Origin of the sequence: Chitinophaga vietnamensis (genome assembly GCF_902167635.1) — a bacterium.
In the GTDB taxonomy this organism is placed as follows: Bacteria; Bacteroidota; Bacteroidia; order Chitinophagales; family Chitinophagaceae; genus Chitinophaga; species Chitinophaga vietnamensis.
On sequence record NZ_CABHMS010000001.1, the window covers coordinates 770938 to 786809 of the forward strand.

A 15872-nucleotide genomic window follows, 5' to 3' on the forward strand; every position below is an offset into this window, starting at 1 on the left:
CACGCCGAATTTCTTTACTGTCGAACCGGGATATTCTGTGGCCGGGCCATTGTGCCGGCGTATGAGCAAATTTCCAACACATAAGCATTGATCAGCACCCGCGTTGGTAACCCGCAGCAGCAAGGTGTTATTTGTCTGTACTTTATTCTCCATGATTGCCGGCACATGTGCCGCAAACAATAACTATGTCTTTTTAACCCGACAATTTCTACACCCAAAAATGACCTTATGAAAAGAGCACTATTTATTTTATTGGCCCTATTGTTAACCGCACCTGCGCTCCATGCACAGGTGAGCAAAGGTGGCAGGCCCTACAGCTATTCCGCTACCCTGGCCCGCGATATTCATGTTAAAACCATTGCGGCAGTACCTGCACAAAAATTGCAACTGGAAGATGAGCAAAATCTGAAACAGGGATTGCCACTTCGTATAGGCATTATCGTGCCTGTATCCTATTCCCTTGATAATTCAGGTACCTGGACCAACCTGCCCGATGGCGGCCGCCTCTGGCGACTGCAGATAGATGTGCAAGGCGCTGTTGCCACCTCGCTCTACTATCAGGATTTTCTTCTGCCGGAAGGCGCTACGCTCTATGTTTACAACGGTGATCATACGCAGCTGATTGGCGGCTACACCAGCGCCAACAACCAGGAAACAGGCGTGTTTGCCACCGAAATACTCAAAGGCAGCACCTGCATACTTGAATACTACGAACCGAAGGCCGTAAGCGGAAAAGGCCATTTCACGATCAGCGGCGTAAATAATATTTACAGTAACAAGATACCGGAATCAAAAACTACGCTGACAGATAAAAGCGTGGGCGCTTCCGGTACCTGCAACGTGAACGTGAATTGTCCGGAAGGCGCCAACTGGCAGAATCAGAAACGGGCAGTTGCAAAGATCTTGCTGAAGCTGGGTTCCAGCGCCTACCTCTGTTCCGGCGCACTGGTCAACAATGCCCGTAAGGATTGCAAGCCCTACTTCCTGACAGCCAACCATTGCGGGTCCAATGCCAGCGCATCCGACTTTAACCAGTGGATTTTCTATTTCAACTACGAATCGCCCAATTGCAGCAACCCGGCTAGTGAGCCGGCCAGTAACACCATCACCGGTTGTGTGCAACGCGCCCGTGCCGGCGATGCCGGCAACGTAGAAGGATCCGATTTCCAGCTGCTGGAATTTACCCAGGCAGTGCCTTCTTCCTACAATGTTTATTACTCCGGCTGGAATGCAGGCGCAGCGGCCAGTCCAAGTGGTGTAGGCATCCATCATCCTGCCGGCGATATCAAAAAAATCTCTACTTATTCAGCGCCGCTCACCGCAGCTAACTATGGCGGTGGCGGTACCGCGCCGTATACCCACTGGCAGGCCAACTGGGTACAAACTCAAACCAACTGGGGTATTACTGAGGGCGGCTCATCAGGTTCTCCACTGTTCAATAATCTCGGCGAGATCGTAGGACAGCTCTCCGGCGGACCTTCCGGTTGTACGGTTGCCAACACCAGCAAATATGATTACTACGGCCAGATGGCCCGCAGCTGGACATCCAATGGTACGGATGCCCTGCATCAGCTGAAACCCTGGCTGGATCCCGATAACACCGGCGTGCTGGAACTGAGCGGCACCAACTATCCTTGCGGAGATACCACACGGCCACCTGTTTGCACGGATGTATACGAGCCCAATAACACACTCGCCACCGCGGCCAGCATCACTACGGGAACGGATATACGTGCTACGATCGCTACCGCCACAGATACAGATTATTTCAAAATACAGCTCACAGATTCGAGCCGGCTCAATATCGTGCTGGATAACCTGCTGGCGAACTTCGACCTGAGACTGCTTTCTGCCAGTGGTACACAGCTGGCCATCTCACAAAATACCGGCACCACCGCAGAAGCGATCACCTATACTGCCGCTGCCGGCACCTACTACCTCCAGGTGTATGGCTTTAATGGCGCGCATGCTGATTCTATCTGCTACCGCCTCAATGCTGCTGCAACGGTGCTGGGCGCTTGTACAGATCAGCTGGAACCTAACGATACGCAAGCCACTGCCGCCGCTATTGCAACGGGAACGTATATACGTGCGCAGATCGCCACAGCTACGGACGTGGATTACTACAAGTTCACCACTACTGGTACCAATGATCTCGTGATACGCCTCGACAGCCTGCCGGCAGATTATGATCTGCAGCTGCTTTCCGCTTCCGGCACGCAACTGGGCATTTCTCAGAACGGTGGCACCACACCGGAATCTATCACCTACGGCGCCAGCGCTGCCGGTACCTATTACCTGAAAGTATACGGTTATAACGGCGCTTTCAGCAACACCAAATGCTACCTGCTCAATGTAACGGCAACACCGGTTACTGCCTGCACAGAAGCATATGAACCGAACGATACCCGCGCCACAGCTGCCGCTATTCCTGTGAATACGGCTATTTCAGCGCAGATCTCTACTGCAACCGATAAAGACTGGTACAAGTTTACCAATACGGCCAGTCAGCCGCATATTGAAATCTTGCTGACCAATCTCCCGGCAGATTATGATGTGGTGCTTTACAATGCGAGCGGCACACAACTGGGCATCTCACAAAATTCAGGTACCGCTAATGAAAGAATTGTGTACAACAATGGTGCAGTGGGCACTTATTACGTGCAGGTATATGGTTACAACAGCGCGTTCAGCAATACCCGGTGTTACCAACTCACGGCCAACATCAGCAGCACGCCGAAAGAGGCGCCAGCTGCAGACAAGAGCGGGAAATTTATTGGCGCCACGGATATCAGGTTGTATCCCGTGCCGGCAAGAGATATCGTATATGTGGAACTGAGCAGCCCATTCAACAAACAACAACCGGTGATCATCACCGACATCAACGGAAAAATAGTTTACTACAAGCAACACCGTATTGTAAACGGTTTTAACCGACTGGAAATATTATTGCCGTCTGCATTAAAAGATGGTACTTATATCCTTTCTGTCGACAGATCACATTCCAGCAAATTTATATTACAACGGTAAGATTCATGCAAAACGCCTTCAGGCCTTGGTCTGAAGGCGTTTTCTTGTTTTTTTGTGATAATAAAGATGTGAGAAGGGTTTGCAGGGCTTCCAAACGGATCATCCGACCGTATTGATCAGGTATTTGGAAGATGAAAAAATTGAAGAGGAAGCGATAGGTATAAAAAAATGCCCATGGAATTTCTCCATGGGCATTTTTTTTATATTATCATTCAATTATTGCGGACCGAGATTTGTCCACGTGCCCCAACCATTGGCAGAGGTCCAGTCCAGTTCCATCAGTTCATTGTTTGAATTCAATGCAAATACCTTCAGCAGGTCCCGTGAAACTTCGCAGGCGGTAGGTGCAGAAGCAATATTGCCTTGCAGGTCTTTCCATTCCAGCCAGTCCTGACCATTTACCCATGCTTTCACCATCAGTTGATTGCTGGTGCCTTTGGCAAAAATCTCATGATTGTTTTCTGTTCTGCCAGTAGCTGCCGGTGCGGAAGAGATCTGCCCTCCCAGTTCTGCCCAGGGATACCAGTAGCCGGAAACCCAGTAAAGCTGCACCAGTTGATCATGATTGCCTTTTGCAAATACGTTGATAGTCGTAGCTGTTCTGGCAGAAACACTGGGAGCAGATGTGATGAAACCACCATGGTCTATCCATCTACCCCATCCTCCAGATGCTGTCCAGTTAAGCTCTATCAGGTGATTGTTGGTATCTCTTGCAAAAACAGCGATGTCATTTGCAGAGATGGACGCAGAAGTGGGTACATCTGTAATATAACCACCGAGGTCTGTCCATGTAGACCAGCCTTGTCCGTCCACCCAGTTGAGTTGCAGCAAATGGTTATTGGGCCCCTGTGCAAACACGCTGATGGTATTGGTGCTTCTGGAAGAAGCTGAGGGCGCCGATTGGATATTGCCACCAAGATTTTCCCACTTGCTCCATCCATCGTTGCTGGTCCAGTGTTTGTGCAGCAAGGTGTTGGTGGTGCTTTTGGCAAAAAGGTCTACAGAATTGGTTGTCTTTCTGCTCACAGCAGATACGTAAGACGAGATTTTGTAATTAGGTTCGGGATCATTTTTCTTGCAGGAGAATAGCATTACGCTTGCAGCGGCGGCCAACAAAATTTTTGATTTCATAAATTGATTTTTGGAGATAGGAATATTTAAATGACGGAATATATGACGGTGGCAAAAGTATAAAAAAATGCAGTGCTTATCTGCCGCAATCGATAAAAATAAAAAACCCGCTCTCAGAGCGGGTTTACTCATTTCCTCGCGGACCAGACGGGACTCGAACCCGCGACCTCCGCCGTGACAGGGCGGCATTCTAACCAACTGAACTACTGATCCTCAATACTGGCGGCCTTTTGAGCCGTTTTCTATCCCCTGATTGGGGTTGCAAATATAGGCACAATTATTTCAAACCTCCAAATTTTTTTCTTCTCCCCCGGGAAAAATTGTAATGCCACCAGTTTTACCGGCCTCCAATGCGGAGCTAACTTTTCGTATGCCCGTAATAGTAATACAGCCCTGTAAAACCGCGGATCCGGTCACATAATATGATTTTAAGCAATTTTTAATAGGTGTGTTAACAACTGATAACAAATAACATGAAAATTATGCAGTATATTGATACTGTCACTAAAATCATCTTTTATGATCTGGACTATCATAATCGGCGGCGTAGCAGGATGGCTGGCCGGTAAACTCATGCGTGGTGAAGGTTTCGGGGTAATAATAGATATTGTTGTCGGTGTGATTGGCGGCTGGTTCGGCGGTTGGCTCTTCGGCAAACTCGGTATCCATATGGGCAGCAGCCTCTTAGGATCATTGATAGTTGCCCTGATCGGCTCTGTAATCCTTATCTGGCTTATCCGCCTTATCAAACGCGGGTGACAGCAATGTCAGAGCAGAAAATTTTAAAAAAGCGCTCCGTATGCGGAGCGCTTTTTTTTATACTTGCAGCAGCACGCTGATTAGCTGTATATCCTTTGCTGTAAAGCATTTCAGAGGATAGCGGATAAATAGATTCTGTAGAGAATCTGTAGAAAATATTAATAAACCGTTACCGGATAGTTATGAAATAATTAAATGGTTTCACACGCATAAATATTTGAAATGATCGCGTATAAATTCGCATCAAATTCAAATTATGTACAAACAAATGATCCGATTCATTTCTTTTGTACTGTGCATGTTACTTTTTCAGAAAACCTATAGCCAGACCAGTGTCAACCAACATCGTACGCAGGTCAGAGACACCATCTCAAAAGTAAAGCAGTTACATCAGGTATCCGTATTCGGTACACTCAGCAGGGAAGAAGAACCCGGCTCCAGAGCCCGCGAACGACATGCGGACAATGTCACCAACATCATCTCTTCCCGCGCCATGGAACGTTCGCCGGATATCAATGCCGCCAACGTTTTGCAACGCATGAGCGGCATTACCGTGCAACGCTCCGGCGGCGGCGATGAAGCGTATTCCATCATCCGCGGTATGGAACCGCGTTACAACAACACGCTGGTAAATGGCGTGAAGATCGCCAGCCCGGATGAGAAATCGAGGTTCGTGCCTTTAAACATCATCCCGTCTGATCTGCTGAGCAGCATCGAGATCAGCAAATCACTACTGCCTGAAATGGAAGGCGATGCCATCGGCGGCACCGTGAATATGATCATGAAAGATGCGCCGGACTCCCTTACCTTCAAAGCCACGGCAGCACTGGGTTACAGCCAGCTGTTCTTCGACCGCCGCTACATCGGGTTCGGAAAAAATGAAATACGCCCGCTCAGCCCTCTGCAACGCAATCCACCGGGATATAAAGCGCAACCGGATGATTTTTCCCGTTCCAACCTCGACTTCAAGCCGCAAACACCACTGCCCACAGGCGTTTTCGGGTTTACCTATACGCAACGTTTTCTGAAGGATAAACTGGGTATTATCATCGCAGATAATATACAGCAACAGTATTATGGAGATAACAGCCAGTTCAATGGCATCTCACCGGAAAACCAGACCATCTCCAACAAGCTGCACGCCATAGATGTGTCTAACAGGCAAGGTAGTACGCAGCAGCTGAACAATGGCCTGATCACGCATATCGATTACCGGTTCAATGAACGTCATCATATTGGTGTGGATAACCTGTTCCTCTACTCTTACCTCGCGCAGGCGCGCCTCAGCAACGATACCACCCTGGATGGAACCGGCCGCCATGGCCCCGGCACCGGGCAGGTATTTTTTAACGATCGTTCTCTCACACAGAAAGAATATATCGAGAACCTGAAAGTATCCGGCCGACATCTGCTCACGCCTGCATTACTGCTCGATTGGGCCGGTATCTGGTCTGCCGCCGGCAAGCGCGCGCCAGACAGGGCCACCCTCACCACCGACCTGCTCGTAAGGCCCGACTATACCGTTACGGACCGTTACTTCGATGGCATAGAACACATCTGGCAGAAGAATAACGATCACGACTATACGGGGATGATCAACCTCGCCTGGCGCACCGCCTTGGGCGCGCATCCCCTGGAATTGAAAGCCGGCGGTTTGTACCGCTCCAAATCGAGGTACAATACCCAGGACCTCTACGATCTCAGGCCGCCTACTGTTAACAGCAATGGCGGCGCCACCAGTGGTAAGCCACCTTTCACAGATATCTATAGCGCACAATGGTCCGTATTCAACAGCGCTGGCTCCGGCGCCTATGATCCTAATGCCTACACCGCAGATGAGAAAGTGACCGCCGCTTACATACAAGCAAAACTGCAATGGGAGCGGCTGGACATCGCCGGCGGCCTGCGTTGGGAAAATACTTTACAAGATTTCACCACCGCCAAACAAAGCATCACGGCCGTTACATCCGCCACCATCAAGTATTACGACCTCCTGCCAAGTGTGAACCTGAAGTATCGTCTGGCCCCTTTACAAAACCTGCGGCTGTCTTATTATAAATCGATCTCCCGCCCTAATTACTTCGAGCTGGTGCCTTACACCATCCGTGGCCTCGACTTCGACGAGCGCGGGAACCCCTACCTGAAACATGCCATCGCAGATAATTTCGACCTGCGCTATGAATGGTATCCGCATGGAGAAGAACAGCTCTTTGCCGGCGTATTCTACAAACGCATCCAGGACCCGATAGAACTGGGACTGCTGGATGCCGGCATCAGCGGCGGACAGATCTACTATACCCCACAGAATTATGGCACGGCCCACAACTATGGCTTTGAACTGGCCTTCACCCGCTACTGGGGACGTATAGGCGTGACCGGTAATTATACCTATACCCATTCTGCTATCACCACGCCCAAACAATTGTATTACCAGGCCAATCACGATGCCGGCCTGCCGCAGATCGACAGCTTTCATGTGAATGAAACACGGCCACTGCAAGGACAATCGGATCACATCGTGAACCTCTCCCTGTTGTACCGCGATACCAAACATGGCCTGTTTGCGCAGCTGGCCTATGGCTTCATCGGTCGCACATTGGCGGAAGTGTCTATTTATTACGCATCGGATTATTATCAGCGTCCTATGTCAACACTCGCGTTCTCCATGGAAAAGGATGTACGTCGCCATCTAACCATATTCGGAAAGTTCAACAATCTGCTCAACACCGCCACCACCGTGGAAGCGCAGCGAACGTTACTGGTAGCAAAATATGCGTATCAAGCTACCTATAGTGTAGGTATCAGGTATAATCACTAACACTTAAAACTGAATTTCATGCAACAACCCATTTTCGCTGCTCGCACCAGTTTCCGGGCGATGGCACTCGCGGCACTGGCAGCAGTCTCGCTGTTAGCCGCCTGCTCCAAATCCAATTCCGTGATCACGAACCAGCCGGCGATATTGCCCGCCAACGCGATCACCGCTACAACGCTCGCCGGTGGCGCTGTAAAAGGAGTTATGTTATCCGACTCCACCTACACCATCAATGGTAATATCACCGTACTTGCTTCCGATACCCTCACCATACAGCCCGGCGTTACCATCAGGGTAACCAAAAATTCTGCTTTCTATGTGCAGGGGATGATCATTTCAGAAGGTACAAAAGATAAACCGATCACCTTTACGACGCCTACGCAGCAAGCCGGCGACTGGGGCGGCATCCAGGCTGATAGCGCCAAATACGTGAGCTTCAAATGGACCAAACTCCTATGGACCGGCGGGCCGGATTCCAGCGGCAATCCACGTAAAACGCTCTTCGTGGCAGCGCCCATACAGGTGAACGTGTGGGATTGCTGGATACAGGGCGGCCAGGATGATGGCGTACGTTGCCAGAACGGCGCTAAAATCAGCATCCTGCGTAACACCATCGATGCACAAGGCACCACCGACGGAGAAGCCATCAACATCAAAACCGGCGCCACCGGCGATATCGCCTACAACGTGATCTGGGGCGGCGCAGGCAGCGCTATCAAAATTGAAACCTCTACCACCGTGCAGATACCTACCACCTACGTACGTGTATACAACAACACTTGCGTAGACAATGGCTTCCGCCGTGGCGCCGCCGAGCCAGGAAGAGGCATCCTCTGCGATGCTTTCGGCAGCGGTGAGTTCTTCAATAACCTCATCGTCAACAACTATCAAGGCCTGGATATCGCGCCGGATGCGGATACCGCCAAGGTAACCTACGGTAACAATTTCTTTTATGCTACCGTCGACACCCTGCGCGCAGGCTTCTATCCTGTTGGCTCTGTAGGCAAACCTCAATCCGGTGATATCATCTCCACGGGCTCCAATAACAACAACCCGATGTTCATCACCTACACCAGCAATCCGCCAAACCCTTCTCTGCGCAACAATCCCAACAACTTCCACCTGCAATCAGGATCTCCTGCAATAGGCAAAGGCAAGGCCTCCTACAACAACGATATCGGCGCCTTCACAAGCGATGGCAAAGGGAACCAGCATTGATTGACGCGAGATTGGCCGGATTTAGATCAGGATTTATCAGGATTAAGATTAAAGATTGGCGGAAGATCAACGAGGTTCCAGCCCTTGAAGCGCTCAAAGCGCTTCAAGGGCTATCGCCGCGAATATCTTCCCGCCAATCTTTTAATCTTTATTAATCCTGATAAAAAATCCTGTAACTTCAACCTTAAATCCTGAGCCAGACAACCTTCGCGTTCATACAATTTCCTATATTGCAGCCGCAAACCCTGTACACTATGTCAACCACGCTTATCCTGATCATCGTTAACGTTATTTTTTCCTGGATCGGATTTCGCAATCCCACTTTTTATGAGCAATGTATCTTTGAGATAGATAAGATTTTGGTGCTGAGAGATTACAAACGCCTCCTCACATCCGGTTTCCTGCATGCCGACTGGCGGCACCTGGTCATGAATATGTTTTCCTTGTTACTGTTCAGTAATACCCTGGAAGGGGCGGTGGGGTCTTCCGGTTTTCTGTTGATCTATTTTTGCAGTTTGCTGGGCGGCAGCCTTTTCATGCTTTTTGTACATCGCTATCAAAGTGATTACCGCGCTTTGGGCGCCAGTGGCGCAGTATGCGGCGTGATCTTCGCCGCTATCGCGTATCAGCCGGATATGATGGTGTTCCTTTGGATACTGCCGGTTCCAGGTTGGATATTTGGTATCGGCTATGTGCTGTATACTATTATGGGCATGTTCCGGCGTAGTGATAATATCGGCCACGACGCGCACCTGTCGGGCGGTGTAACCGGTATGCTGCTGATGATAGCTATGAGGCCATATATTTTACCGGAGCATCCTGTTGTGATTGCGGCTATATTGCTGCCGGTGCTTGTGGTAGCCGGCCTGCTGATACGCAACCCGCATATCCTGTTGACAGACTCCTCACAAAAGGCTTTTATGAATATCGACCAGCGCTATAATGCCGCCAGAACCAGCCGCCGCAAAGAGGTGGACGCCCTCCTTGAAAAGATACACGAAAAAGGAATAAACAGTCTTACCCAGGCAGAGCGCAACTTACTGGACGAATATTCACAGGAGATAAATTGATGCGCATTATATTTAATGTCAAACACGCTACTATGAAACGACTGTTCTGTCTTTTGCTATGCCTCCCTTTGATCACTGCTGCACAGCAGCGCCAGAAAGTATTTACGGAAGATATTGATCGCTTCTGGCAGGCTTACGATAGCGTACGCACAACGAAAGACTCGCTCAGACAATTATATTTTATTCAGACATTGTATGTAGATAAAGGCACGCCTGGATTGCACGCGTTCATGGCCGCGAGGGATTATTCAGCGCCGCTGTGGGTATCACTTATCAACCGGCTCCCGAAGTTCTGGGAGTCTATACGGCAGAATACTTTGACGGCAAAATCCCGCTCCGCAGAGATAGAACAAAGCCTGGCACGGCTCAAAAAGCTATACCCCGAATTGAGAAATGCTGCCATGTATTTCACCATCGGCGGACTTCGTTCAGGCGGTACCGTTAGAGACAGTATGGTGCTGATAGGCGCCGAAATTGCTACCGGCACTGCCGCGGTGGATGTCTCCGAATTTCCCACGAAATGGCTGGCCAACGTTTTCAAATCGCAGGAGCTGGATAATATCGTTCCCCTCAATATTCACGAGTACGTACATACGCAGCAGCAGGGCGAACCCGGTAATCTGCTGGCAACGGCCATCCACGAGGGCGCCTGTGAGTTCGTCACCGAACTGGTGATGGAGAAACCGTTGCAAGGCATTCATATCAGATACGGTAATGCGCACGAAGCAGAGCTGAAGGCACGCTTCAAAGAAGAGATGTTCTCCGACGCCGCCTACCGCTGGATGTACGATGGCAGCGATACCGCCGACCTGGGCTACTTTATGGGATATGCGATCTGCAAAGCCTATTACCATCGTGCCGCCAGCAAAACGCAGGCCGTGAAAGATATCATCCGGCTGAATTACTCCGACAATAACGCCGTAGAACACTTTTTACAGCAGTCCGGCTACTATGCCGGAAAGCTCGACAAGGCCGCCTCGATGCGTCATTTCGATGCGCAGGTCCCGCAGGTGATCAGCATCTCCCCACTCGGGAAAGACAGCACCATGGCGGCCGGCGTCAGCACTATGCAGATTGTTTTCTCCAAAGAGATGCGCGAGGGCAGTCATTCTTTTTCCCTCAGCAACCGTGGCAAGGAGTATTATCCTCCCTTCACTGTAAAAGGCCTGGCCGCTGATAAAAAGACATTCGTTTTGGAGATGAAGCTGGAAGCCGGCAAGGAATATGAGTTCCTGATCACCGGCAATTCCTTCCGCTCTGCGGATGGGTACCGCCTGCGGCCTTACCTGGTGAGGTTTAGAACGAAATAAAGATGATGAGTGTTCATCACACCAACAACCCTTCCGATGCCAGCACGCGGTTAGCAATGTTCCTCGTAAACGGCGGGCAATCAGCTGTGCTGCTGCCTCCGCAGAGTGGCAGGTGTATACAGGATTTGCAGGAGCATCCCGTGGCATACAGGTGCTGTACAAAGGCATCGGTATAATAGGGATGGAAGAGATGGGCAGATGAATATTGATAAAGATGATACAATTCTTCCGGATGGAGGCGGGCAGGGGTGTGCAATACTTTCACGGAATCAGGTTGCAGTGCGTTGCGCAGCAGGTGCTGCAGGCTGGCCTGCTGATTGGGCTGATACGTGAAGGAGGCCGCCGGCAGCCATTCACAGCGGATGTTCTGTACCGCCATAAATTGCATCAGCGCCAGTTCCTCTCCTGCGGTAAGGTCGGTGTAGCAGTAGAGGGTGGCCTGGGCTTGGGCCGACAGCAGGCGCAAAACGTCTGTCATAGCGGGAGTCCAGTTTTTCCAGCAATTGCCGGCTATGAGTAACGTGATGCAGGCCTGCAGCTTTTCCGGCGGGGTCGTGTTTAGTTGAAACAACAGTTTTTGCAGCATGCCCGTGGTATTCGCGATACGCTTGGGTTGCCACAGGTCTCCGGTAACGAAATGCAGGTGGTTGTGAATCGTATGTTCCAGTACAGGCACAGTAAGGGCTTCTTCCGGATGCAGGTATAGCAGCTGGAAGGTGAACACCACATCATAGGCGGCAGCCAATGCCGGAAGCTGTGCATCCAGTTGTTGCAGCCATTCAAGGCAGGGGAGGTGTTCCTGTAACACCAGTATCAAACGGATGGTATGTTTGCTCTCTTTCGCTTGCTGTATGGGAAGCTCCCGACAGATCTTCTCAATTGCTGGCGGCAACATACTGGCAGCATCGGAGAGTATGGGCAACAGCAGGGTAGTGATGTTGGCCGCATGATCCGCCGCAGTAGCCAGTTTGCGCGCTATAATAGTGTCGTTTTCATATTCTCCGGAAGGTACTGTCATCTCATATCTGCTCAGCTGCTGCTGCAATGCTTCCGGCAAAAGATGGCATTGGCCGGTATGCAGCAGGTCAAGATTTTCACGGGAAATGCGTACGGTATTGCCGGTACGGGTACTAAACAGCAGCATGTCTGCCGCAGGGGCATTTTCAAAAGCCGGTATCGGTATCTCCAGTAAAAACCTGGATACTTTCATTCTCATCATAAAAAATACAGGTTATATGGTGCAGGGGGCTGCTCAGAGCCGGTAGCCTGACCTACCGTTTTCGTCCGGCTGTATTGCCGCCAATTGAAGCCACCACAATAGGTAGCCGGAGTCTCTTTGTTGTCGGCCAGGTTACCTGTCATTACCTTGCTCTGAGGGGTAACAACAATGGACGATATGAGGGATGATATGGATAGTTTCATTGTATTACGTTGTAAAAATGCATTTTGACCGCCGCCAGTGAAAACTTTTTAGATGTAATGATGCACTTGATCGATGAAATGCGCACGATCTTCTACATGCTTCTATGGAGGAGCGCCGGGAATGCGGACCGGGATAGGATGCATAATATTTTATCTTAATGTAGTATCAAGAATAATTTGTTATTCAGAGAATCATTTTTTTACTTATTTTCCGAGTGTAAAGCACTAGAGCGTAGTGGAACCACAGATTAAATCGACCAATGCTAACCTTTTTTAGACGCAATGTCAACAACACGTCTCCCGGCGCACAACGGCTGGCGGACAGGTTTGCTGTTTTCCTGTCGGAAGAAAGCTATACGCCAGGCGTGAGGGTAGCCACACACGCGCTGATGTGGCTGGCCATGGCCGTCCTCTATACCTTGATGCTGGCTACCAATTTTTCGGAGAAGACCAGCATCACACTGGTATTTGTAGCAAGGAACATCATCGGCTCGATGGGCTTTTTTTATTTCACGTTCTACCTGGTGATACCCAGGCTGCTGCTGCGGGGCTATGTGGTCCCGGCCATCATCTGCCTCTGTATACCGTTTTATTTCTGGTCTATCATCAATTACCTGTCTTCTGTTTGGTTGCTGGAGCGTTTTAATTTCGACAACAAAGCCCTGCGGCACGACGTAGAGCGGGTAGTGGCCGGCGGATGGGCAGGCGTGTTCAAGCTCACGCATATATTGCGTATATCCATTGCCGTGATCATGACCGTAGCGCCGGCAATGATCATCAAGCTGGTACTGGATTTCATGCGTACCTCCACCCGCAGCCTGCGCCTTCAGCGCGATAACCTCAACCTGGAAGTGAGCTTTCTCAAATCGCAGCTCAATCCGCATTTTCTGTTCAATACCCTGAACAATATCTATGCATTGTCTATCAAAAACGATGCATTGGCCCCCGATTTGATTATGTACCTGTCGGAAATGATGCGTTATACTTTATACGATTCCAATACCGAGAAAGTGGCATTGAGCAAAGAGGCAGAATTTCTGAAGAATTATGTGGAGCTGGAGAGCATCCGTTACGGCAAAAGCGCCGATATTTATTTCAAATGTGACCCGGAAGGGCTGGAAGCCCACCAGATCGCGCCTTTGCTGATGTTCCCTTTCGTGGAGAATGCTTTCAAATACTCGCACAGCACGGCAGTAGGCCATTGCTGGATACATGCCGCCATGCATGTGGAGGAAGGCCGGCTCTTTTTCGAGATCACCAACAGCAAGGGCGAAGTGCCGGAAAAGAAAAAAGGTATCGGTGGCATCGGCCTGGCCAACACCCGCAAGCGCCTGTCGCTGCTGTATCCTGGCAGACATGAGTTGGAAATGACCAATGGCCCGGACGCGTATAAAGTAAAACTTGTGCTAACTTTGACCTAACCGTTTTTTATGGACCAGAATATTACCTGTTTAGTGGTGGATGACGAGCCGTACGCAAGGGACCTGATGGAGACCTATATCTCCCGTATCCCTTACCTGCAGCCCGTTGCTTTTTGTGAAAAGGCTTTTGACGCGATCGATGTATTGCAGCAACAGCCGGTAGACCTGCTTTTCTCCGATATCCAGATGCCTAATATCAATGGCATTGAAATGATCCGTTCACTGAGCAACCCGCCCTTTGTGATCTTTGCCACCGCTTCGCCAGATTATGCCATCGACGGTTTTGAACTGGATGCAGTGGATTACCTGGTGAAGCCTATCTCTTTCGAACGTTTCCTGAAAGCGGTGAACAAGGCCAAGAACCACATCCAGCAGAAGAAGCCACAACCCGCCGTGGTGGCTCCCAAACCGGTACAGCCCGCCCCCAATCACCTGTTCGTAAAAGATGGTTATAAACTCTCGAAGATACTTTTTGAAGATATTTACTATATAGAAGGAATGAAAGATTACATTAAACTGGTATGCAAACAGAAGAATGTGATCACCTATATGCGTATGAAGGCGATTGAAGATGCCTTGCCGGAAGACCAGTTCATCCGCATACACAAATCCTATATTGTACGTGTACAGGCCATCAAATCCATTATCGGTAACATGGCTGAGCTGGTTAATAATGAATCGGTAGTGATCTCCAAATCGTGTCGGGCAGATCTGAATAAACGTTTGGGTATCACAGGCTTTCAGGATACGGAAGAATAATATATATAGAAGAGGCACTGTATTTGTTTGTTAGCCCTGGCCGGCGTCCGCCCGTTGGTCGAATAAAACCTGCATTATGTCTAATAAAATATGCTGGCCCGCCGGATATGCCGATATTGGGGCTAGAGAAGAATAACGGAGCCAATTTAAATGTATCATATGAAAAAATCAACTGCACTCACAAACGCTTCGTCCAAACTTATGCTGGACAAGGAAATCATCTCGAAGGCAGATGTGATTGCCATCAAGAACCTGAATGCAATGAAAAAAAACAGGGAAGGAGACCATCCTTGGACACTAATCCCAACTACGCCTACAACTGCCGGTGACGGCGGCATGAACACATTACTTTCTACCATCTGATTTGTTATTCCATCACCCACCCTTCTCATCCACCAGCTGTTTACCTGCGAAAAGATCATGCAATACAGGTGCGCCATAATAGATGATGAGCCGCTGGCGCTAGATATACTAGAGAGCTATATTCAGCGTACAAGCCACCTGGAATTGATTGCAAAAACCAATCAATTCGATACAATCGTGCGGTTGGTGAATGAGAAGCGGGTAGATCTTGTATTAATAGACCTGAACATGCGCGGCATCCGGCTGGACAGCCTGCGGCACTTATTGGGAAAAGAGTGCCGGTTTATCCTGGTAACAGCGTATCCGCGCGATGTTGTGGAAGATATGGGAGGTTATAACGGTCACGGCTATATTGCCAAGCCGGCCAGTTATAAACGATTCATCAGGGAAATTGAACGTTTGACGACCAATTGAGGGTTATTTCGTCGTGAATACCTGTTGTTTTGTCGAAAATAATTTAGCTCCTCCGTTTTTTACAAAAACTTGCACCAGGAACGAAACTGGTCCCTGTAGATCATCCATCTTGACATATATGAGCCAGGTCCGGCTGGATGGCAGGGTAGTGCGGGGTATA

At 49.6% G+C, this 15872-nt stretch carries 13 protein-coding genes and 1 tRNA gene; 10 read left to right on the forward strand and 4 right to left on the reverse strand.

Annotation, left to right across the window (positions count from 1 at the left end; translation table 11 throughout):
• The first annotated feature begins 228 nt into the window (after positions 1–228).
• Complete coding sequence (locus FPG75_RS03245) at positions 229–3030, forward strand: pre-peptidase C-terminal domain-containing protein (protein ID WP_143305117.1); 2802 nt, start codon at positions 229–231, stop codon at positions 3028–3030.
• A 216-nt stretch (positions 3031–3246) separates the two neighbouring features.
• Here FPG75_RS03245 and FPG75_RS03250 read toward each other — a convergent pair whose 3' ends face one another.
• The gene (locus tag FPG75_RS03250; protein WP_161596647.1) at positions 3247–4161 is read right to left on the reverse strand and encodes a carbohydrate-binding protein; all 915 of its coding nucleotides are present in this window, start codon (positions 4159–4161) and stop codon (positions 3247–3249) included.
• Positions 4162–4300: 139 nt separating this feature from the next.
• A tRNA-Asp gene (locus tag FPG75_RS03255) sits at positions 4301–4374 on the reverse strand.
• Positions 4375–4680: 306 nt separating this feature from the next.
• On the opposite strand from FPG75_RS03255, the gene FPG75_RS03260 reads away from it, so the two are divergent.
• The 5 genes from FPG75_RS03260 (at position 4681) to FPG75_RS03280 (ending at position 11333) form a co-directional block, all read left to right on the forward strand.
• Positions 4681–4920 carry a GlsB/YeaQ/YmgE family stress response membrane protein gene (locus FPG75_RS03260; protein ID WP_143305119.1) on the forward strand — a complete coding sequence of 80 codons (240 nt, stop codon included), beginning with the start codon at positions 4681–4683 and terminating at the stop codon, positions 4918–4920.
• 268 nt (positions 4921–5188) lie between these two features.
• Entirely contained in the window at positions 5189–7738 is a 2550-nt protein-coding gene (locus FPG75_RS03265; RefSeq protein ID WP_161596648.1) for a TonB-dependent receptor domain-containing protein, read from the forward strand.
• An 18-nt stretch (positions 7739–7756) separates the two neighbouring features.
• A complete protein-coding gene (locus tag FPG75_RS03270; RefSeq protein ID WP_143305121.1) occupies positions 7757–8953 on the forward strand; it encodes a right-handed parallel beta-helix repeat-containing protein in 1197 nt (398 codons plus the stop codon).
• Between the two features lie 254 nt (positions 8954–9207).
• Positions 9208–10023, forward strand: a complete 816-nt coding sequence (locus tag FPG75_RS03275) for a rhomboid family protein (RefSeq protein WP_143305122.1) — start codon at positions 9208–9210, stop codon at positions 10021–10023.
• A 32-nt stretch (positions 10024–10055) separates the two neighbouring features.
• Positions 10056–11333 (forward strand): gliding motility protein GldB-related protein, encoded by a 1278-nt coding sequence (locus tag FPG75_RS03280; protein WP_143305123.1) that lies wholly within the window; start codon positions 10056–10058, stop codon positions 11331–11333.
• A gap of 16 nt (positions 11334–11349) precedes the next feature.
• On the opposite strand, the gene FPG75_RS03285 is transcribed toward FPG75_RS03280, so the two are convergent.
• A complete protein-coding gene (locus tag FPG75_RS03285; RefSeq protein WP_143305124.1) occupies positions 11350–12552 on the reverse strand; it encodes a hypothetical protein in 1203 nt (400 codons plus the stop codon).
• Positions 12549–12755: a hypothetical protein gene (locus FPG75_RS03290; protein WP_143305125.1), complete on the reverse strand. Its 207-nt coding sequence runs from the start codon at positions 12753–12755 to the stop codon at positions 12549–12551. The genes FPG75_RS03285 and FPG75_RS03290 overlap by 4 nt, the downstream gene beginning before the upstream one ends.
• A gap of 260 nt (positions 12756–13015) precedes the next feature.
• Between FPG75_RS03290 and FPG75_RS03295 the strand changes: the two genes are divergently transcribed.
• The 4 genes from FPG75_RS03295 to FPG75_RS03310 all read left to right on the forward strand — a co-directional run bounded on the left by FPG75_RS03295 (position 13016) and on the right by FPG75_RS03310 (position 15712).
• Positions 13016–14176: a sensor histidine kinase gene (locus FPG75_RS03295; protein WP_143305126.1), complete on the forward strand. Its 1161-nt coding sequence runs from the start codon at positions 13016–13018 to the stop codon at positions 14174–14176.
• A 9-nt stretch (positions 14177–14185) separates the two neighbouring features.
• Complete coding sequence (locus tag FPG75_RS03300) at positions 14186–14935, forward strand: LytR/AlgR family response regulator transcription factor (RefSeq protein WP_143305127.1); 750 nt, start codon at positions 14186–14188, stop codon at positions 14933–14935.
• A gap of 159 nt (positions 14936–15094) precedes the next feature.
• Complete coding sequence (locus tag FPG75_RS03305; RefSeq protein ID WP_143305128.1) at positions 15095–15298, forward strand: hypothetical protein; 204 nt, start codon at positions 15095–15097, stop codon at positions 15296–15298.
• 57 nt (positions 15299–15355) lie between these two features.
• Positions 15356–15712, forward strand: coding sequence for a LytR/AlgR family response regulator transcription factor (locus FPG75_RS03310; protein ID WP_143305129.1), 357 nt, complete (start codon positions 15356–15358; stop codon positions 15710–15712).
• Positions 15713–15872 lie beyond the last annotated feature (160 nt).

Excerpts from the sequence above, each read along its gene's own strand:
- FPG75_RS03265 (WP_161596648.1), top strand. The coding sequence starts at position 5,189 with ATGATCCGATTCATTTCTTTTGTACTGTGCATGTTACTTTTTCAGAAA.
- FPG75_RS03310 (WP_143305129.1), top strand. The coding sequence starts at position 15,356 with ATGCAATACAGGTGCGCCATAATAGATGATGAGCCGCTGGCGCTAGAT.
- FPG75_RS03300 (WP_143305127.1), top strand. The coding sequence starts at position 14,186 with ATGGACCAGAATATTACCTGTTTAGTGGTGGATGACGAGCCGTACGCA.
- FPG75_RS03305 (WP_143305128.1), top strand. The coding sequence starts at position 15,095 with ATGAAAAAATCAACTGCACTCACAAACGCTTCGTCCAAACTTATGCTG.
- FPG75_RS03250 (WP_161596647.1), bottom strand. The coding sequence starts at position 4,161 with ATGAAATCAAAAATTTTGTTGGCCGCCGCTGCAAGCGTAATGCTATTC.
- FPG75_RS03295 (WP_143305126.1), top strand. The coding sequence starts at position 13,016 with ATGCTAACCTTTTTTAGACGCAATGTCAACAACACGTCTCCCGGCGCA.
- FPG75_RS03280 (WP_143305123.1), top strand. The coding sequence starts at position 10,056 with ATGAAACGACTGTTCTGTCTTTTGCTATGCCTCCCTTTGATCACTGCT.
- FPG75_RS03270 (WP_143305121.1), top strand. The coding sequence starts at position 7,757 with ATGCAACAACCCATTTTCGCTGCTCGCACCAGTTTCCGGGCGATGGCA.
- FPG75_RS03275 (WP_143305122.1), top strand. The coding sequence starts at position 9,208 with ATGTCAACCACGCTTATCCTGATCATCGTTAACGTTATTTTTTCCTGG.
- FPG75_RS03290 (WP_143305125.1), bottom strand. The coding sequence starts at position 12,755 with ATGAAACTATCCATATCATCCCTCATATCGTCCATTGTTGTTACCCCT.
- FPG75_RS03245 (WP_143305117.1), top strand. The coding sequence starts at position 229 with ATGAAAAGAGCACTATTTATTTTATTGGCCCTATTGTTAACCGCACCT.
- FPG75_RS03260 (WP_143305119.1), top strand. The coding sequence starts at position 4,681 with ATGATCTGGACTATCATAATCGGCGGCGTAGCAGGATGGCTGGCCGGT.
- FPG75_RS03285 (WP_143305124.1), bottom strand. The coding sequence starts at position 12,552 with ATGATGAGAATGAAAGTATCCAGGTTTTTACTGGAGATACCGATACCG.